We start from the raw sequence: 15,745 nt of genomic DNA, 5'->3' as shown, positions 1-15,745 counted from the left end.
CTGCAGGAGCACGGGGGCATCCCGTGGCGCGGCGGGGTTCAGGGGCGCGGGCGCAGCACTGCGCTCCCGTTTCGGTTTTTGTGAAATCCGGTCGGGATTTTTCAAAGATTCCATGTCAGGACTCCGGACTGTGCGCGAAAGGCGATGCACGGCATGTATTTGCATTCTTCATGAACATGCCATGATCGTTCGCAACGTGGGCAGACAACGCGCCATTCCGCCATATGTTGCACGGGCATCTTCCGGCTGTATCGTGCGCCAGACATCCTGCCCTATGCGCCCGCTCCCGGCGGGACCAGCCGCCCCGGACTGGCCTTCCAGTCGCGCAGGGCTTCCTCGCAATAGGGAAGGACCTCGAACACGGCCATCGCCGCCAGCGCACCAAGCGCATAGGGCAGGCCAAGCGGATCGCGCTTCAGGCGTGGCGGCGACGGCCGCACGACCCTGCGCCCCAGAAGCGCCTGAAGCTGCGGCCAGTGCAGGACGGAAATCATCGCCACGGCCAGCAGCGGGATCATTTCAAGGAAACTGTGTACATGCTGCTCGACGGGTTGCACCTCACGGCGCGTCACGGCGTAGCTGACATCCCACATCGCGGTTGCCTCATGCACGAAAAAGGAGGCGATCATCAGCGCCAGCACCGGCACGTCGATTTCCATGAACAGCCCCGCCAGGACCGGGACCGCCGCTTCGCCCAGCATCAGCAGGTGGATGCCCGTCTCCTTCAGGCCGGTCGTGTGCTCAATATCCGTCCTGCGATGGCACCACCAGTCCGTAAGGCCCGACACCAGCCATAGCGGGATGACGAAATACTGCAGCACCCTGCGCATGACATGGCGGGTGCCATCCGTGTCGGGGGGAATTTCCTGCGCGACGGGGGCAGGGGCCATGCCCGTTTCATCGGCCTGCGCCCGGCGTCCACGCCACCATGCCACGACACCCGCGCCAAGCGTGATCCCCGCCGCCGCCAGCGTGCCAAGCGCGTAATAGCCCAGAAAAGTCCGATTGTCCCTCATGCGACATGTCCGTGCCGCGCCGGGGCAGGGGCGGCGGCAAACAGCGCCACGATGGCAGGGCAGAAAACCCCGAGGTCGCCCGGATTGCGTGAGGTGACCAGCATGCCATCGGTGACGACAGGGCGATCCACCCAGTGCCCGCCCGCATTTGTCAGGTCCGCGCGCAGGGAGGGCCATGACGTCAGGGTATGGCCACTGACGCCCTGCGCATCAATCAGGGTCCATGGCCCGTGGCATATGGCGGCGATCGGTTTTCCCGCCTGCACGAATTCCCGCACGAACCGCACGGCGTCATGATCCATGCGCAGGTGGTCGGGACTGGTCGTGCCGCCGGGCAGGAGCAGTCCGTCGAATTCCGCGGCATGTGCGGCGCTGGCCTGCATGTCGACGTGATAGCGGTTGGTGGGATGGACATCTGCTTCCATCGCCTGGATTTCCCCCTTCGCCGGGGAGACAAGGAGCGTCCGCGCGCCCGCCTGACGCAGGGCGGCCATGGGATCGGTCAGTTCCACTTCCTCCACCCCGTCAGTCGCGAGGATGGCAATCGTCCGTCCGGCAAGGCTGCCGCCATTGCGTCGCGTGGCCTGATCGTGTGCGGAAGGGGGAGCCTGTGTGGAACCGGCCTGAGAAGGAGGATTGCGGGTCATCATGGTCGTTCTCCATCTGCGAAGGGCAGGGGATGCCGACACGGAGCGTGCCCGATGGGTCGGCATCCCTGTCAGGAGCCAACGGTTCCCGGCAGGTCAGGTTCCAAAATCATGTTGCCGCAGGGCGCGTTTGACGAAATCGAGGAAAAGGCGCATGCGCGGCGGCAGGTGCGTGCGCGAGGGATAGACCGCGCACAGCACGACCTCTTCCCACGCATAGGCGCTGAGGCATTCGATCAGCCGCCCGCATTTCAGGTCGTCGGCAATGTCCCACAACACCTTCAGCGCAATGCCCTGCCCGCTGACGGCCCAGTCATGGACGACCTCGCTGCTGGAGGTTGCAAGGTGGGGGGTGACGTGGATTTCCTTGCGCGTCTTGCCGTCGTAATAGGCCCATTCATTGAAGATCCTCTGCCGGCGCAGCAGGCAGATGCAGTCATGCCGGAGCAGGTCGTGCGGCGTGGCGGGCAGGCCCTTGCGCGCGGAATAGGACGGCGCGGCGCAGACCACGCGGCGGCTGCTGATCAGGGTGGTGGTCATGACATCCTGGTCCGGCGGCATGCCTGCGCGTATCGCGATGTCCAGACCGTCGTCAATCACGTCAAGTCCCGCGTCCGACAGCGTCAGGTGGACGGTAACGTCAGGATATTTCTCCACGAATGCCGCAACGATGCCCGCCAGCATCTTGCGCCCGAGTTCGGATGGAACCCCCACACGCAGCAGGCCATGGGGAATCCCGGCCTTGGCCGTGACCTCGGCCTCGGCTTCCTCGACTTCATGCATGATGCGCGTGGCGCGTTCATGCAGCCTCTGCCCTTCGGCCGTCAGTGCGAAGTGGCGCGACGTGCGGGTGACCAGTCGCGTGCCAAGGCGTGCCTCGAACCCGCTCAGCCTGCGGCTCATCGCGGCGGGGGACATGCCCATGACGCGCGCGCAGCCTGCAATGCTGCCGGCGGCGGCGAGGATGCAGAAGAATTTCAGGTCACTGATTTCGTCGGGCACGCGCCCTCCATGATTGCGTGTGGCGTACGGTTACCGTGCATGCACGTGCTCTACACGGGATTGTGCAGATGGGTATTGTGCGCACTGTTTCACCGCGATCACAATACCGAGTTCCCATGCCCGCTTCCGCGCAACCGTCACCCATCCCCTCCCGCAAGGTCGGCCTGAATGGACGTGACCTTCTGGAATGTCCTGTGCTGAACAAGGACAATGCCTTCGATGCGCGGGAACGAGACCTGTTCGGACTGCATGGCTTGCTGCCGCAACATGTCACGACACTGCCGCAGCAGGTCGCCCGCGCCACGCGCCGGCTTGAGGCCCTGCCGGACAATTTTTCGCGCCATGTTGCGCTGCGTGAAATCCAGGACCGCAACGAAACCCTTTTCCATGCCATCGTTGCGCAGTCGCTCGAAGATTACCTGCCCATCATCTACACCCCGTGCATCGGGCGGGCGTGCCAGCAGTTCAGCCAGATATGGACCCGCCCGCGCGGCCTGTTCCTGAATTACGGGGACCGGGGCCGGATCGCGGACATCCTGTCCGACCCACGCTGGGACGATGTGCGCGTCATCGTGGCCAGCGACGGTGGCAGCATCCTGGGAATTGGCGACCAGGGCGCGAACGGGATGGGCATCCCGATTGGCAAGCTTGCGCTCTATACCGCCTGTGGCGGGCTGGACCCGGCCTGCGCGCTGCCGATCCTGCTTGATGTCGGCACCGATAACGAAGCGCTGCTGCATGACCCGGATTACATCGGATGGCGCCATCGTCGCGTGCGCGGGGCGGAATATGATGCGTTCATCGCGGAATTCGTCGCGGCGGTGCAGGCCCGCTGGCCCCGGATCGCGCTGCATTGGGAAGATCTGGCAGGGGAGGACGCGCTGCGTATCCTCGACCAGTATCGCGGGCGGATGTGCACCTACAACGACGACATACAGGGAACGGCCGGGGTGACCGCAGGCGCGCTTCTTGCCGCGATCCGTGCGGGCGCCGCGCCACTGCGGCAGCAGCGGATCGTCATTTTCGGCGCGGGTGGCGCGGGCTGCGGCATTGCCGACCTGCTGTCACGCATGATGGTCGCCGAAGGGATGGACCCGCAGGAGGCGCGCGGCCGGTTCTTCATGATCGACGTGCACGGACTGGTCCGCCATGGGATGGAGGAGATCACGCGCGGTCAGGAACCCTTTGCCCAGCCACGCGACATTGCCGCGACATGGGATGTCCACGACCCTGCGCATGTTTCCCTGGCCGAGGTGATGGCGCATGTCCGTCCGACGATGCTGATCGGCACATCGGGACAGGGCGGGGCCTTCACGCGTGAGATCATTGCCCCAATGGCGCGGATGCCGCAGCGCCCCGTGATTTTTGCCCTGTCGAACCCGACCGCCAATATCGAAGCGATGCCGGAAGACCTGCTGTCATGGACTGACGGACGCGCCATCATCGGCACGGGCGGCCCGTTCGCGCCAGTCGTCCTTGACGGACGCGAACGCCCGGTGGACCAGATCAACAATTCCTATGTCTTTCCCGGCGTTGGGCTTGCCGTGGTGGCCGGCGGCATCACACGCATGACCGACGGCATGTTCCTTGCCGCGGCACGGGCGCTGGCGGACCTGTCCCCGGCGGCGGGGACGGAGGATATGGCATCCGCGGCCCTGCTGCCGCCGGTTTCCGAACTTCCCCGCGCCGCAATCGCCGTGGCGCGGGCCGTCATCGGGCAGGGGCAGGCGGAAGGGGTCGCCCCCCCGGCCACAGCGGAAGACATCGAGGCCGCGCTGGAGCGGGCGATATGGACCGCGCGCTACCTCCCTTATGAAAAGGCGGACTGCTGACGGCGGTCCGCCCGACATGGTGGTGCAGCAGCATTGGTGCCCATAGCCACTGATGCCCCCTCCTGATTCCGTAACTGCTATCCGGCCGGGTTCTGGCTGGCGGAAATGCCGCGACATGCTGCGATGGCTGTACTGTCCCTCGTCGCAGGCGGTCGGTTTTGCCGCGCGCAATACACTGGCATCGCTGATCGCGCTGGCCGCCGCGCTGTGGATGGAACTCGACAGTCCCCAGTGGGCGGTCGCCACCGTATGGTCCGTGGCACAGGTCCGTCGCGGCGAAAGCATGTCGAAGGCACGGTGGCGGATCGTCGGCACCATGGTCGGTGCGATTGCCGCCGTGATGTTCATCGCCGCCTTCCCGCAGCAGGCATGGCTGTTTTTCCCGGCTGTCGCGGCCTGGATCGGGCTGTGCAGTTTCCTTGCGACATTCAGCGTGAACTTCCGTTCCTACGCCTTTGTCCTGGCGGGATACACCTGCTCCATCATCGCGGTGGCCGCTGCGTCACAGCCGGACAACGTGTTCTTCATCGCGGTTTCGCGGGCGACCTATATCGTGCTGGGCGTCGTATGCGAAGCGGCCATGGCATTGCTGTTCGCGCACAACCTGGCATCGCGCGCACGGGCCACGATGCTTACCCGTGTTGAAGATGTCCTGCACCGGCTTGCCTCCCTGCTGCGGGAAATCATCCTGCATGACCGCGATACGCTGGCCCATGCGGGCGAGTTTTCAGACATGATGGTCTCCGTCCATCATGGGATTGAATTCCCGGCCATCGAGATGGGACACCATTCGCATGCGGGGGACCATGCGCGTGCGGTGTTTGCCGATATCTCGATCATGGTCACACGTCTGGTCGGCCTGTCGGGAAGCACGGAACGCGCGGAACTGAGCCGCGATCCGCTGCTGATCGAGACGCGGGGCAGGCTTCTGGAGTTATGCGACCGACTGGTTTCGTGCCGTCTCCAGCAGGACATGCTTGAAACCCTGCTGGGACATGTACTGCACCTGCGCGCGGTGTTTGAGGACCGTGCCCGGCATGAAACCGACGAGGCACGCCGCATCACGCATGGTGTGCTTGACGCCGCGATGACTGACCTTGCAACGGCGATCGGGCATTGCCAGGCCATCTTCGCACCACCGCCACATGACCGTTTCCGCTTTCGCCTGCCCGGACATCGGGACCTGCGGCTTGCCTTCCATAACGGGTTGCGTGGCGCCATCGCCATTCTGGCCGCCGGCCTGATCTACGAAATGACGGCATGGCCAGGGGGCATGGGTTTCATTGCGATCACGACGCTGGTCTGCGGACTGTTCGCCACCCGCGAAAAACCGGTTGTCGGGACCGTGCGCTTCCTGTCGGGGGCAATCTGGTCCGCCGTTGCCGCAGGATGTCTCGACCTGTGGATCGTGCCTTATCTCAGCGATTACGAGGAACTGGCCTTTGTCCTTGGCATCTTCCTGTTTGTCGGCGGACTGGCCAAATACAATCCCGGCACGGCAGGGGCGGCGGCGGCCTATGGACTGCTGATGCCGAACCTCTTGATGCCCGGAAACCAGTTGCGCGTCGATGAGGTGACCTTTCTGAATACGGCCTTGCATACCGTGCTGGCCGTCGGGTTGAGCGTGCTGGTTTTCCGTCTTGTGCTTCCCTTTGATGCCCGCAATGAACGCGGGCGTTACATGGCCCATATCCGCACCGAATTGCGTGGATTGTGCATCATGCCCCTGCCACCTTCCCCCGGACGGTGGATCGGGACCAGCGTGGACCGGATCGGACGTCTGGTACGGCATGCGGCACAGGCAGGCGATCCTGCTGCTACCGGCGATATTCGCCAGACATTGCTGTTGTCTGCGGTCGGGCTCAATATCCTGTTGCTGCGGCAACTCAAGCGCGAGCGGCATCACGAGGCATCCCGGACCCTGACCCTGCTGATGCGGGCGCTGGCGCGATATCGACCGGTCAGTCGGCGCGGGATCGCACTGGTTGCCGTGGCGCGGCGGCGGGTGGTGGGGATGCTGCGGCAGGAGCCGGATGACATGTGGCTGCTGCGGATCCTTGGCTGTCTTGACGGCATCGGGCGCACGGCGGCGACCTGCCTCGCACAGGGCGGTGCCGTGCGGAAATGACCGGGGATAGCCTGTTCCCACCAGAAACTTTGGGCATATATCCCGCGTTGGCGTAGCTTGCGCCATCAGTAATGGCGGCCACGATGCATCACACAATAAATGGAATTATAAATATATCTTCCGACATGGGACGTATATCGGAAACGAAGTGTAAAAATACACATCCTGTCGATGAAACGTGTTCATAACCAGAGATTGTTTTTCCAGCCAGTCCATGCACCGGCAAATGAAAAGCGACGCGCTGATCTGTTGCGACAGGCTCCTGCCAAAGACATGAATCATGTTTCATTTGCATATCTGATATATCAATATATAATAACGCTCGTCAAAATCAAAAACAAGAGAACGGTATGGATCAACTTCTTCATCTTTTTGCGGACGTATTCCTGTTCGTTCTTATTCCTTCCGTATTATGGCGCCTGTCGTACAGGACCCTGCCGATTGTCGTCATTCCCATCCTGCTGGGGATCGCCATCGCGGTCACGAAATATCCTGTGGGCGCATGGGGCATTCCCTCGCGTTATGGGGAGGATATTGGCTGGCTTGCCGTCCTGGTCCTGGCTTTTACCGCCGGGCTGGATATGTGGCAGTTTTCCGACGGGGCGGACCCGAACCGGAATTTCACCTCGCCTTCCATGGGGCGGCTGCTGGGCAGTGCGCTGGTTGCGCTGGGCGTGCCATTCTGCATCGGTTCCTTGCTGATCTATTTCTATTTCCTGCCACTGCATGGCTGGGAAACCCCGCACGGCAGCCCGGTGATCGGGGCGATGTCGATCGGGCTCTGCCTTGCCGTCAGCGCGCTGCCGGTGCTGATCGGGGTCGTGCGCGAACTGGCGCCTGCAGACCGCCCGATGGGACAACTGGCATTACGGCTGGCGGTCGTTGATGATGCCGCATTGTGGATCGGGCTGGCCTGTCTGGAATTCGCCGCCGAAGGGCCAGCCGCCTTCCACGGGTGGCACATCACGCAGTTCATCGCCATCGCACTGCTGGCCGCGCTTGCGCTGCTGAGCAGCGCTGCGACATACCGCCTGCCGCATCCCCCGCTGTGGGTCATATGGGGGGCCGTGCCCCTATGGCTGGCAGGCGGGGCGTGGGCCAGCATGCAGATCGGCCTGCATGAACTGATCGGGGCCTATTTCGCCGGTGCCGTGATGCCGCCCGGATGGGTCCGGCGCCTGCCGGTGGAACAGGTGGGGACATTCGCCCTGATCTGGCTGGCGCCACTGTTCTTTGGCCATAGTGGCATGCACATCAATGGCGAGGCTCTGACATGGCCATCGGTTATCGCCTCGTTCCTGCTGGTCGTCATTTCCATCACGACCAAGATGGGTGCCGTGGTCCTTTACCCGCCATCACCCGACATGTCGCGTCGCCAGGCCCTGGGAATGGGGACTTTGCTGCAATGCAAGGGACTGATGGAAATCGTTGCCGCCACGATCCTGCACAGCAAGGGAATGATCTCCGAATTCGCCTATGCGTCGCTGATGGTCCTGGCGGTGACATCCACGACCCTGACCGGACCGATGTTCCGGCTGGTAAGGGCAAAAAAGGGAGATGCTCCCTGACATCAGGCAGGCCGGGCGAGCAGGTCCACCCGCATCAGGGCCTCTGCCGCCGCCGCCACGGCAGGGAAGGGCTTGCCCGCGCGCTGCGCGATATCAAGCAGTGAATGTTTGCCATCCGCAAGGTTCAGGACCCAGAGCAGCGTCATCTGGTCAAAGGCGGACTCTGGATCGTCTCCATCATGGCCGCCGATGGCCCTGTAAAGGCCCCGGCGGCCCAACTGCGGCTCCCCATAGGGACAGAGGCTGATGGGATGGAAGTCCTTTTCCATCATGGCCACAAGGTCCATGATGAAGCCAAATGACGCATGCAGTCCCGCTGGGGTGACAAAATCGAGGTTATCGGCAGAGGTATGGTACTGTGCAAACTGCCCGTTGGGCGAACGCATCAGGCAACCGACAGCCAGGTTGAACCCCGGGGAGCAGTATTGCCGCTCATCATACCCATAGGGTTCGAACGGCACGACCTTTCCGCCCCAGCGTGCCTGCACGAGATATGCGGCATAGCGGTCTATCGCGGCATTTCCCTGACGGGACTGCTTGTAGGTCGGAGCACCTGCATCGCCAAGGCAACTCAGGACCAGTCCATGACGGATATACCTTACCGTGTCACGGTTGCGCGCCAGCCATGTTATCGAACCGATGGTCCCGGGAATGAATATGAAACGGTACGACAGGCGAAGGTCGGTGCGCGCCTGCAATTCCCGGATGACCTCGATCGCAATCGCGACGGAAGACGCATTGTCATTGGCCAGCGCAGGATGGCAGCAATGTATGGAAAACAGGACTTCGCCCGTATCCTGCCCCGGTGCCGTCGCCGGGATCAGTATTTCACCGTAACTGAGGCGGCCAGGGCCAAGTTCCGTCCTGATGTCCACGTCATATTCGTCATCCGTCAATAACGAGCGTTGATGGGCGGACAGGCAGAACCCCCAATCCTTCCTGTAGTAGGACGTCCGGTAGGGGATGAGGTCTGGCTGCTCCTCGATCCAGTACAGATGTTTTTCAAGTTCGCTGCGTGATACGCGGGCATGTACGGGAATACTGTACTGCAGCAGGTGGAGGTTGCACCACGCCCAGTCGATCATCACCTCGCCTGTCGTGCGTCGGATCGTCGCGCCATAGGCATTCCATTCCTCAGGCACGGTCCAGTCCAGCACTTCGGTGCCGGACGCCACGTGGGAAATGGAGAGGTCCTTGACCTTCCCCGATATATATTCAAGTGTCTGCCGTATCCCTTTTCCCGTTATGCTTCGGAAAACCGGATAGATATTCTTGACATGCCCATAAAGGATATCAGGACTGGTTGCCATATCGGTCATCTACCTTTTCCGGTGCCCCATGTTGCCGGATCGCACTGTCAATGCGGCGTGAAAGCCCCACTGGCGGGACCGATCACCTTGCCCGGTCCCTGCATGACACCGGTTTTTCCCGTCACGCCCCAGGTATTGAATGGAAACTGCACGACGTTGTACGCACTGTTGGACGAAATCCACGCATCGGATGTCGGTTTTCCATTGTATCCATTGACCATGACAAAGGAACCCGGTGTCATGAAGAGTTGGGCCGCCACCATGTTGGGCAGGGCACGCAATTCGATGATCGGCTGGTCAGAGGGGCCTGTTTCAATATGCCCATCGAATTCAACCAGTGCGGACAGGATGGCCGTCTTGCCATTATAATCCCAATGGCCACCCAGCCAGTCCATTTCGAACCCGGCTTCATCATCAATGCCCAGCTGGTTGTTGAATACGCCAACATCGACAAACGTCATGCGTTCGCCAGCATCTTCCGCGCCGCTTGTGGTATAGATCCCCACCTTGTTGTTGAAAATCTGTATGTGGGAAAGGCCAAAGCCATAGGAATGGTTTGAAAACGTAATGCCCCGCCGGAAACCTGATATCGACATGTTTTCCAATGTCACTGCCGCGGCCAGAACATTATTATGATGCGTACTGTTGAATACGATACCATCCGCGTTCTCATTCCCGATCAGGTTTATCCCTTTGATATAATGTACAAATGTTGCATAATCGGGTGCCGTCTCGCTATCCGTGCTGACCGTGATCGCGGCTTCTCCGGCCGGAAGGGCAGAGGCATCTATCCGCCCGTCCTGCAGCGTTACGCGCAGGGGGTTGATGATGATCCCGTGGGTAAGGTGCACGGTCCGCCCGCCAAGATTCAGAACACATGTCCCCTGTCCGGCGTAACAGGATTTCAGTGCAGCGGGCAGGTCCCTGGAAACATCCGTCGTGGCGGGAGAGGCTGCCCTTCCTTCCGCAATGGCGGACGTTCCGAGCACGAACAGCATCATGATATTTCCCAAGGCATGGCGCATTCCAAAATCCTTCACATATATTCAGAATTCTTCTCTGGTTTTTGTCAGGCTGAAAAAGGATGCCTTGCCCAGAAGCCCCGTCACCAGCGTCTGGGAACGGCGCCACAGGGCCTTGAGGAGAGGGAGAATATAGGTCCTGGCCGGTAACCGCCGCAGCCGTTTTCCAAAGGTGCTGCCAGGGAGGAAGAATTTCTCCGGTCGTCCCTCATAACGGATTGCGCTCAGGATATAGCGTTTCCTGTCGAGAACCGGATGAACGACTTCATTTTTCTCCAGAATTTCCATATCTTCTTCAAGATAGGCCGGTTCATGACGGTATCGCCGGACATTCAGGTAATTCGACAGTTCGGTAAAGCGATGCCCCGCCAGCTTCGTTTCTATGGGAATGAATGCCTCGCAATGCGGCCAGTTTTTCAGTGTTCCTGACCTGAACTGCTCTGACAGGGCAAGCCTGCGCCGGTGCAGGAGAGAGACATTCCGTCTGGAAAAAATACCTATCTGCAGGAATGTCTTTGTCAGGTCGGGTTCTTTGTAAAGATCCACGCATGAACGGTAGAAATGCCATTTCTCAAACATGCCGCCTGATGTCAGGCCGACCAGGTCACTCCCATCGCGGTGGATATCATCCATCAGTCGATCGAAATCAATATTTCCACATACATCATATTCGAACAGTACGTAGTAATCATATTTATCGTATTTATCAGCAAAGAAATACAATGCGTAATCCACGTTATACCACATGGGATTCCCGCTGATCCCGAATTCAAGCCCCTGCCTGCGGAAATCCGACTCATGGAACACGAGGCCGGGCAGGCCAGCAGGAATCTGGCATTCCCCGGACGTGTTATTTGCAACAATAAACAGGTCACCACTTCCGATCATCGATCGAAGACTCAAAAACTGGCGTTCAACAAAACTGTCCCATACATGGGTGCGGAACAGGACAGCATATCGAGGTTTACAAACCACCGTCAGATTTCCTGATAGGGCCTGAATATGTAATATGATATTCAGACGGTTAGAATATTTCAATATCGGGTATCGGGACTACAAACTGTCCCCCCCATTCGCGAATGCCCGCCATGGTGCCAACGATCTCATTTTTCAGGTTCCATGGAAGTATCAGTACAAAATCCGGCTTTCTTTCAAAGATCGCTTCCGGGGAAAGAACCGGTATCCGCGTCCCGGGCAGCAGCATGTTCTGCTTGTACGGACTTGCATCCACCGTGAAGGGGATGAGCTCCGGCCCTACACCACAGTAATTCAGGAGTGTATTTCCCTTGGCGGGGGCGCCGTACCCTGCAACGACTTTTCCATTGCGACGCGCATCGATCAGGAATTGCAGAAGATTGCATTTGATATTGACGACAGACCTTGAAAATTTCTCGTAAGTTTCGAGCCTTTCAAGGCCGAAGTCGCTTTCTTCCCTGCAGATTTCATCGACAGCGGCGGCTTCCTTCAGCCGGCCATTTTCCGTGTGTGTGGCATAGACCCGCAGGGAACCGCCATGTGTGGGAAGCTGCTCGACATCGAAGACACGTAACCCATGGTCTGACAGGGCACGACGGATCACCAGCAAAGAGATATAGGAAAAATGTTCATGATAGATGGTGTCGAACTGATATTCCTTTATCAGCCGCAGGAGATGTGGAAATTCGAACGTCACGACCCCTTCGGGGGCAAGGAGGATCTTAAACCCTTCAAGGAAATCATGCAGATCCGGAACATGTGCAACCACATTGTTGGCGGCCATCAGGTCTGCTGCATATCCGGCCGCTTTCAGGCGTGTTGCTGTCTGCGCGCCGAAGAAGGCGATTTCCGTTGGAATCCCCTTTGCGATTGCGATTTCCGCCACATTCGCGGCCGGCTCTATCCCCAGGCTCCGGATCCCGGCCTCCTGCACATATTGCAGCAGGTATCCGTCATTGCTTGCGACCTCCACGACAAGGGAGTTTTCATCCAGCGCAAAACGCTCGACCTGTCTGGAAACATATGTTTTCGCATGCTGGAGCCAACTGGCGGAATAGGATGAAAAATATATGTAATCGCCAAAAATGGACTGGGGGGACTCAAACTCCGACAACTGCACCAGGAAGCACTTCTCGCAGATGAATGCGTGAAGCGGATAGAATGCCTCCATCGCATTTTGCAGTTCAGGTTTGATAAATGAATTCGCCAGTGGGGAAAGCCCCAGGTCAACGACGCTTCGTCGAAGGGGCGTATTGCACAGGCGGCATGATCCCGTGGAGGAATAGGGTATTGCCGAATGTAGCTGCATATGCGCATGCGGCGAAGACTGTGTCAGACTTTCCATGGCGGCGATCCATTGTATCGAAGGGGTTGATTTATTTTATCCGGTCATGATGTTTACTGTCTTTGTATTTCGGCCATTCCAGATCCCTCGTGGAAATGTGGGCGACAGGACGGGGCCACGAAATCCCAAGGACCGGATCGTCAAACCGCAGGCCCATGGCATGGTCTGGCGCATATATGTCAGACATCGCATACAATACTTCGACATCATCACTGAGCGTCATGAAACCGTGGGCACAGCCGGGTGGAATGAAAATCATCTCGTTGTCAGAACAGTTTAGATAAAAAGACTGATGTTTCAGATATGTAGGGGAGTCAGGACGCAGGTCGCAGATGACATCGTACATCTCCCCGCGCAGGCAGTGGACAAGCTTGGCTTCAGCGTGGGGAAAGCGCTGGAAGTGCAGTCCCCTCAACGTACCCGCATATGATGTGCGCGAAATACTTGCCTGCACGAAATTGCATGAAATTCCATTATCCGCAAAACGCTCACGATCAAATATACGGCCAAACGAACCCCGCTCATCATGGTGACGGGGGAGGGTAATTGTCCGGGCACCGGATATTTCTGCCTGTCTGAACAGCATTGGCTCCGATCACACCTCCGGCATCAACCGGAGGCCTTGATAACACTCCGGGGTGCCTGCTTAAGCGTGCCCCATGGCGAAGGTTTCATGTCCGGGGAAAAATTGTTCATGAACCTGCGTCCGGCCTCCATTCATGCCGGTCCTTCACTTCCCTGGAATCATCGGCATGTTCGGCCGGCCGGATGACAATATCTGTCACTTCCGCACGCCGTGGCATGGCGATGCTGTCCAGGATGACGGTGGCGATATCTTCCGGCTGCAGCAATGAAATATCCGCATCGGGACGTCCTTCCTGCCGCAGGACCTCGGATTGCATGGGGGTTGCTGTCCGGCCGGGATAGACATTCAGCACACGGATGCCACTTCCGCGGTTTCGTTCCCTGAAATGTGCAACTTCCTGCCGGAGTGCATGCTTGCTTGCCGCATAAGCGTCCTGCGTGACACGTGCGCCCAGAGAGGCTGTCGAATTGATGAATACGATCTGCCCGCGTGCTTTACGCAGAGCAGGCAACAGCAGGCCCGAAAGATGAAGCGGCGCGCTGACATTGACGCGATAAAGCAACTCCTTGCTATCTGGCGGGATGTCCGCAAGTTTTCCGCTGTCAAACATGCCTGCGGAATGAACGAGGATGTCGAGGGAGCAGAGACCGTCCGTAAAGGACGGCAGTGCAGCAGGCTGCGTAATATCCACGGGCCAGACTGTCGTGCGGTCCTCTCCCAACTGCGATGCCAGAGCAGACAGGGGAACACGCCGTCGCCCCGCCAGAATGACGTGATAACCGGCATTGCAAAGCGCTATGGCAATCGCACGGCCAATCCCGCTTCCCGCCCCGGTTACCAGCGCCGTTCCATGCCGGTGGGGGGCAGGGGGCACGGACTTCATTTCCTGGATCATGAGCTGTGGTTTCTCTTCGCGATATCATGACTGCATGGACAACCGTCTTCTGAAACGTGTCCGAAATGACAGGGTTTCGTTAATCCTGCAGGCATCATCCGGATTTCATGAAATTCCGGAAGTATGAAACATTGTCGTAAATTATTTGTATTTTCTTTTCTTCGATACAAAACCCGACAGGAAAAATGACGTTCCTGATCCCAGCAAAGCAAAGCGGGAAAAGGAAAGCCGCGTCAGGCCGTCATCGGATGATGGCGCAGCACCAAACCGGACATTTCCTTCCGATCATGAAATATTCATGGTTACACGACTGATATGATGAATTTTTATTAGAACTTCACCCCTGATATCCAAGAAGAGAAATATGCGCATCCTCGTCGTTGGAAATATGGGCTATCTTGGCCCCGTGGTCGTGCGCCACCTGCGGAAGCGTTTTCCCACGGCGGTGCTGGTGGGATATGACAGCGGCCTGTTCGGGCAATGCCTGACCACCGCCGGACCTCTGCCAGAGATTGCGCTGGACGCACAGTATTTCGGGGACGTGCGTGATATTGCGCCCCATGTCATGAACGATACCGATGCAATCGTTCAGCTGGCTGCCATTTCCAATGATCCCATGGGATCGCGCTTTGAGGAAGTAACCGACCAGATCAACCGTGGCGGCAGCCTGCGCCTGGCGCGGATGGCGGCCGATGCCGGTGTCAGGCATTTCGCATTCGCATCCAGTTGCAGCGTATATGGTGCCTCCGACGGCCTGCCGCGCAGGGAAGGCGATCCGGTCGAGCCGCTGACCGCCTATGCACGGTCCAAGATCGACACCGAACGTGCCCTGATGCAGATGGACCTTGGTGAAATGACCGTCACATGCCTGCGTTTCGCAACGGCATGTGGATTTTCGGACCGCCTGAGGCTGGATCTGGTCATCAACGATTTTGTCGCAGGCGCCCTGACGTCCGGGAAAATAACAGTCCTGAGCGATGGAACGCCATGGCGGCCCCTGATTCATGTCCGCGACATGGCGCGTGCCATCGAATGGGCCATCACCCGCGCGGGCGAACGCCGCCTGGTGGTCAATGCGGGCAGTGACGCATGGAACTACACCGTCCGCGACCTTGCCGAGGCGGTGGCCCAACATCTTCCCGGCACCACCGTCAGCATCAATACGGACGCCCCGCCGGACCGCAGGTCCTACAGGGTCGATTTCTCGCTGTTCCGGTCACTTGCGCCAGATTTCGTGCCCCGGGTCAGCCTGTCCGAAACCATTGCCGAACTGATTGCGGGCCTGCGTGATCTCGGCTTTTCGGATACGGATTTTCGCCATTCCTCCCTGATCCGCCTGCATGCACTCAGACACATGCTTGATGCCGGATATCTGGGGCAGGACCTGCGATGGGTCAGAAATCCCTGACCTTCTTCATT

The 15,745-nt window shown here is 59.2% G+C and carries 13 protein-coding genes; 4 read left to right on the top strand and 9 right to left on the bottom strand.

What is annotated here, in order from left to right:
• Window positions 1–272 precede the first annotated feature (272 nt).
• The 3 genes from KMAL_RS07415 to KMAL_RS07405 form a co-directional block, all read right to left on the bottom strand.
• Window positions 273–1,016, bottom strand: a complete 744-nt coding sequence (locus KMAL_RS07415) for a hypothetical protein (protein WP_110095107.1) — start codon at window positions 1,014–1,016, stop codon at window positions 273–275.
• Window positions 1,013–1,666: a type 1 glutamine amidotransferase domain-containing protein gene (locus KMAL_RS07410; RefSeq protein WP_110095106.1), complete on the bottom strand. Its 654-nt coding sequence runs from the start codon at window positions 1,664–1,666 to the stop codon at window positions 1,013–1,015. The genes KMAL_RS07415 and KMAL_RS07410 overlap by 4 nt, the downstream gene beginning before the upstream one ends.
• 93 nt (window positions 1,667–1,759) lie before the next feature.
• The gene (locus KMAL_RS07405; protein WP_110095105.1) at window positions 1,760–2,665 is read right to left on the bottom strand and encodes a LysR family transcriptional regulator; all 906 of its coding nucleotides are present in this window, start codon (window positions 2,663–2,665) and stop codon (window positions 1,760–1,762) included.
• Between the two features lie 116 nt (window positions 2,666–2,781).
• On the opposite strand from KMAL_RS07405, the gene KMAL_RS07400 reads away from it, so the two are divergent.
• From KMAL_RS07400 to KMAL_RS07390, 3 genes are all read left to right on the top strand, one after another.
• Complete coding sequence (locus tag KMAL_RS07400; protein WP_110095104.1) at window positions 2,782–4,497, top strand: NAD-dependent malic enzyme; 1,716 nt, start codon at window positions 2,782–2,784, stop codon at window positions 4,495–4,497.
• Between the two features lie 115 nt (window positions 4,498–4,612).
• A complete protein-coding gene (locus KMAL_RS07395) occupies window positions 4,613–6,625 on the top strand; it encodes an FUSC family protein (RefSeq protein WP_239020011.1) in 2,013 nt (670 codons plus the stop codon).
• A 350-nt stretch (window positions 6,626–6,975) separates the two neighbouring features.
• Window positions 6,976–8,193, top strand: a complete 1,218-nt coding sequence (locus tag KMAL_RS07390; RefSeq protein WP_110095102.1) for a cation:proton antiporter — start codon at window positions 6,976–6,978, stop codon at window positions 8,191–8,193.
• A 2-nt stretch (window positions 8,194–8,195) separates the two neighbouring features.
• Here KMAL_RS07390 and KMAL_RS07385 read toward each other — a convergent pair whose 3' ends face one another.
• The 6 genes from KMAL_RS07385 to KMAL_RS07360 form a co-directional block, all read right to left on the bottom strand.
• A complete protein-coding gene (locus KMAL_RS07385; protein WP_167400123.1) occupies window positions 8,196–9,512 on the bottom strand; it encodes a DUF4910 domain-containing protein in 1,317 nt (438 codons plus the stop codon).
• A gap of 38 nt (window positions 9,513–9,550) precedes the next feature.
• A complete protein-coding gene (locus tag KMAL_RS16905; protein WP_146044175.1) occupies window positions 9,551–10,099 on the bottom strand; it encodes a hypothetical protein in 549 nt (182 codons plus the stop codon).
• 450 nt (window positions 10,100–10,549) lie between these two features.
• The gene (locus tag KMAL_RS07375; protein WP_146044174.1) at window positions 10,550–11,500 is read right to left on the bottom strand and encodes a hypothetical protein; all 951 of its coding nucleotides are present in this window, start codon (window positions 11,498–11,500) and stop codon (window positions 10,550–10,552) included.
• Window positions 11,501–11,549: 49 nt separating this feature from the next.
• Window positions 11,550–12,845, bottom strand: coding sequence for a class I SAM-dependent methyltransferase (locus tag KMAL_RS07370; RefSeq protein ID WP_208624774.1), 1,296 nt, complete (start codon window positions 12,843–12,845; stop codon window positions 11,550–11,552).
• Window positions 12,846–12,876: 31 nt separating this feature from the next.
• Window positions 12,877–13,431, bottom strand: coding sequence for a dTDP-4-dehydrorhamnose 3,5-epimerase family protein (locus tag KMAL_RS07365; RefSeq protein WP_110095099.1), 555 nt, complete (start codon window positions 13,429–13,431; stop codon window positions 12,877–12,879).
• 106 nt (window positions 13,432–13,537) lie between these two features.
• On the bottom strand, window positions 13,538–14,305 hold the full coding sequence (locus tag KMAL_RS07360; protein WP_167400121.1) for an SDR family NAD(P)-dependent oxidoreductase: 768 nt from the start codon (window positions 14,303–14,305) through the stop codon (window positions 13,538–13,540).
• A 385-nt stretch (window positions 14,306–14,690) separates the two neighbouring features.
• Here KMAL_RS07360 and KMAL_RS07355 point away from each other — a divergent pair, with 385 nt between their 5' ends.
• Window positions 14,691–15,734 (top strand): NAD-dependent epimerase/dehydratase family protein, encoded by a 1,044-nt coding sequence (locus KMAL_RS07355; RefSeq protein WP_110095097.1) that lies wholly within the window; start codon window positions 14,691–14,693, stop codon window positions 15,732–15,734.
• Window positions 15,735–15,745: the final 11 nt, after the last annotated feature.

This window comes from Novacetimonas maltaceti (genome assembly GCF_002906255.1).
Lineage (GTDB): Bacteria > Pseudomonadota > Alphaproteobacteria > Acetobacterales > Acetobacteraceae > Novacetimonas > Novacetimonas maltaceti.
The sequence above is the reverse complement of the archived record's forward strand: the minus strand, read 5'-3'. Positions and strand labels throughout refer to the sequence as shown.

Coding starts and splice junctions, on each gene's coding strand:
- KMAL_RS07400 (WP_110095104.1), top strand. CDS start 2,782: ATGCCCGCTTCCGCGCAACCGTCACCCATCCCCTCCCGCAAGGTCGGC.
- KMAL_RS07365 (WP_110095099.1), bottom strand. CDS start 13,431: ATGCTGTTCAGACAGGCAGAAATATCCGGTGCCCGGACAATTACCCTC.
- KMAL_RS16905 (WP_146044175.1), bottom strand. CDS start 10,099: ATGTCGATATCAGGTTTCCGGCGGGGCATTACGTTTTCAAACCATTCC.
- KMAL_RS07385 (WP_167400123.1), bottom strand. CDS start 9,512: ATGACCGATATGGCAACCAGTCCTGATATCCTTTATGGGCATGTCAAG.
- KMAL_RS07355 (WP_110095097.1), top strand. CDS start 14,691: ATGCGCATCCTCGTCGTTGGAAATATGGGCTATCTTGGCCCCGTGGTC.
- KMAL_RS07395 (WP_239020011.1), top strand. CDS start 4,613: ATGCTGCGATGGCTGTACTGTCCCTCGTCGCAGGCGGTCGGTTTTGCC.
- KMAL_RS07370 (WP_208624774.1), bottom strand. CDS start 12,845: ATGGAAAGTCTGACACAGTCTTCGCCGCATGCGCATATGCAGCTACAT.
- KMAL_RS07415 (WP_110095107.1), bottom strand. CDS start 1,016: ATGAGGGACAATCGGACTTTTCTGGGCTATTACGCGCTTGGCACGCTG.
- KMAL_RS07390 (WP_110095102.1), top strand. CDS start 6,976: ATGGATCAACTTCTTCATCTTTTTGCGGACGTATTCCTGTTCGTTCTT.
- KMAL_RS07410 (WP_110095106.1), bottom strand. CDS start 1,666: ATGATGACCCGCAATCCTCCTTCTCAGGCCGGTTCCACACAGGCTCCC.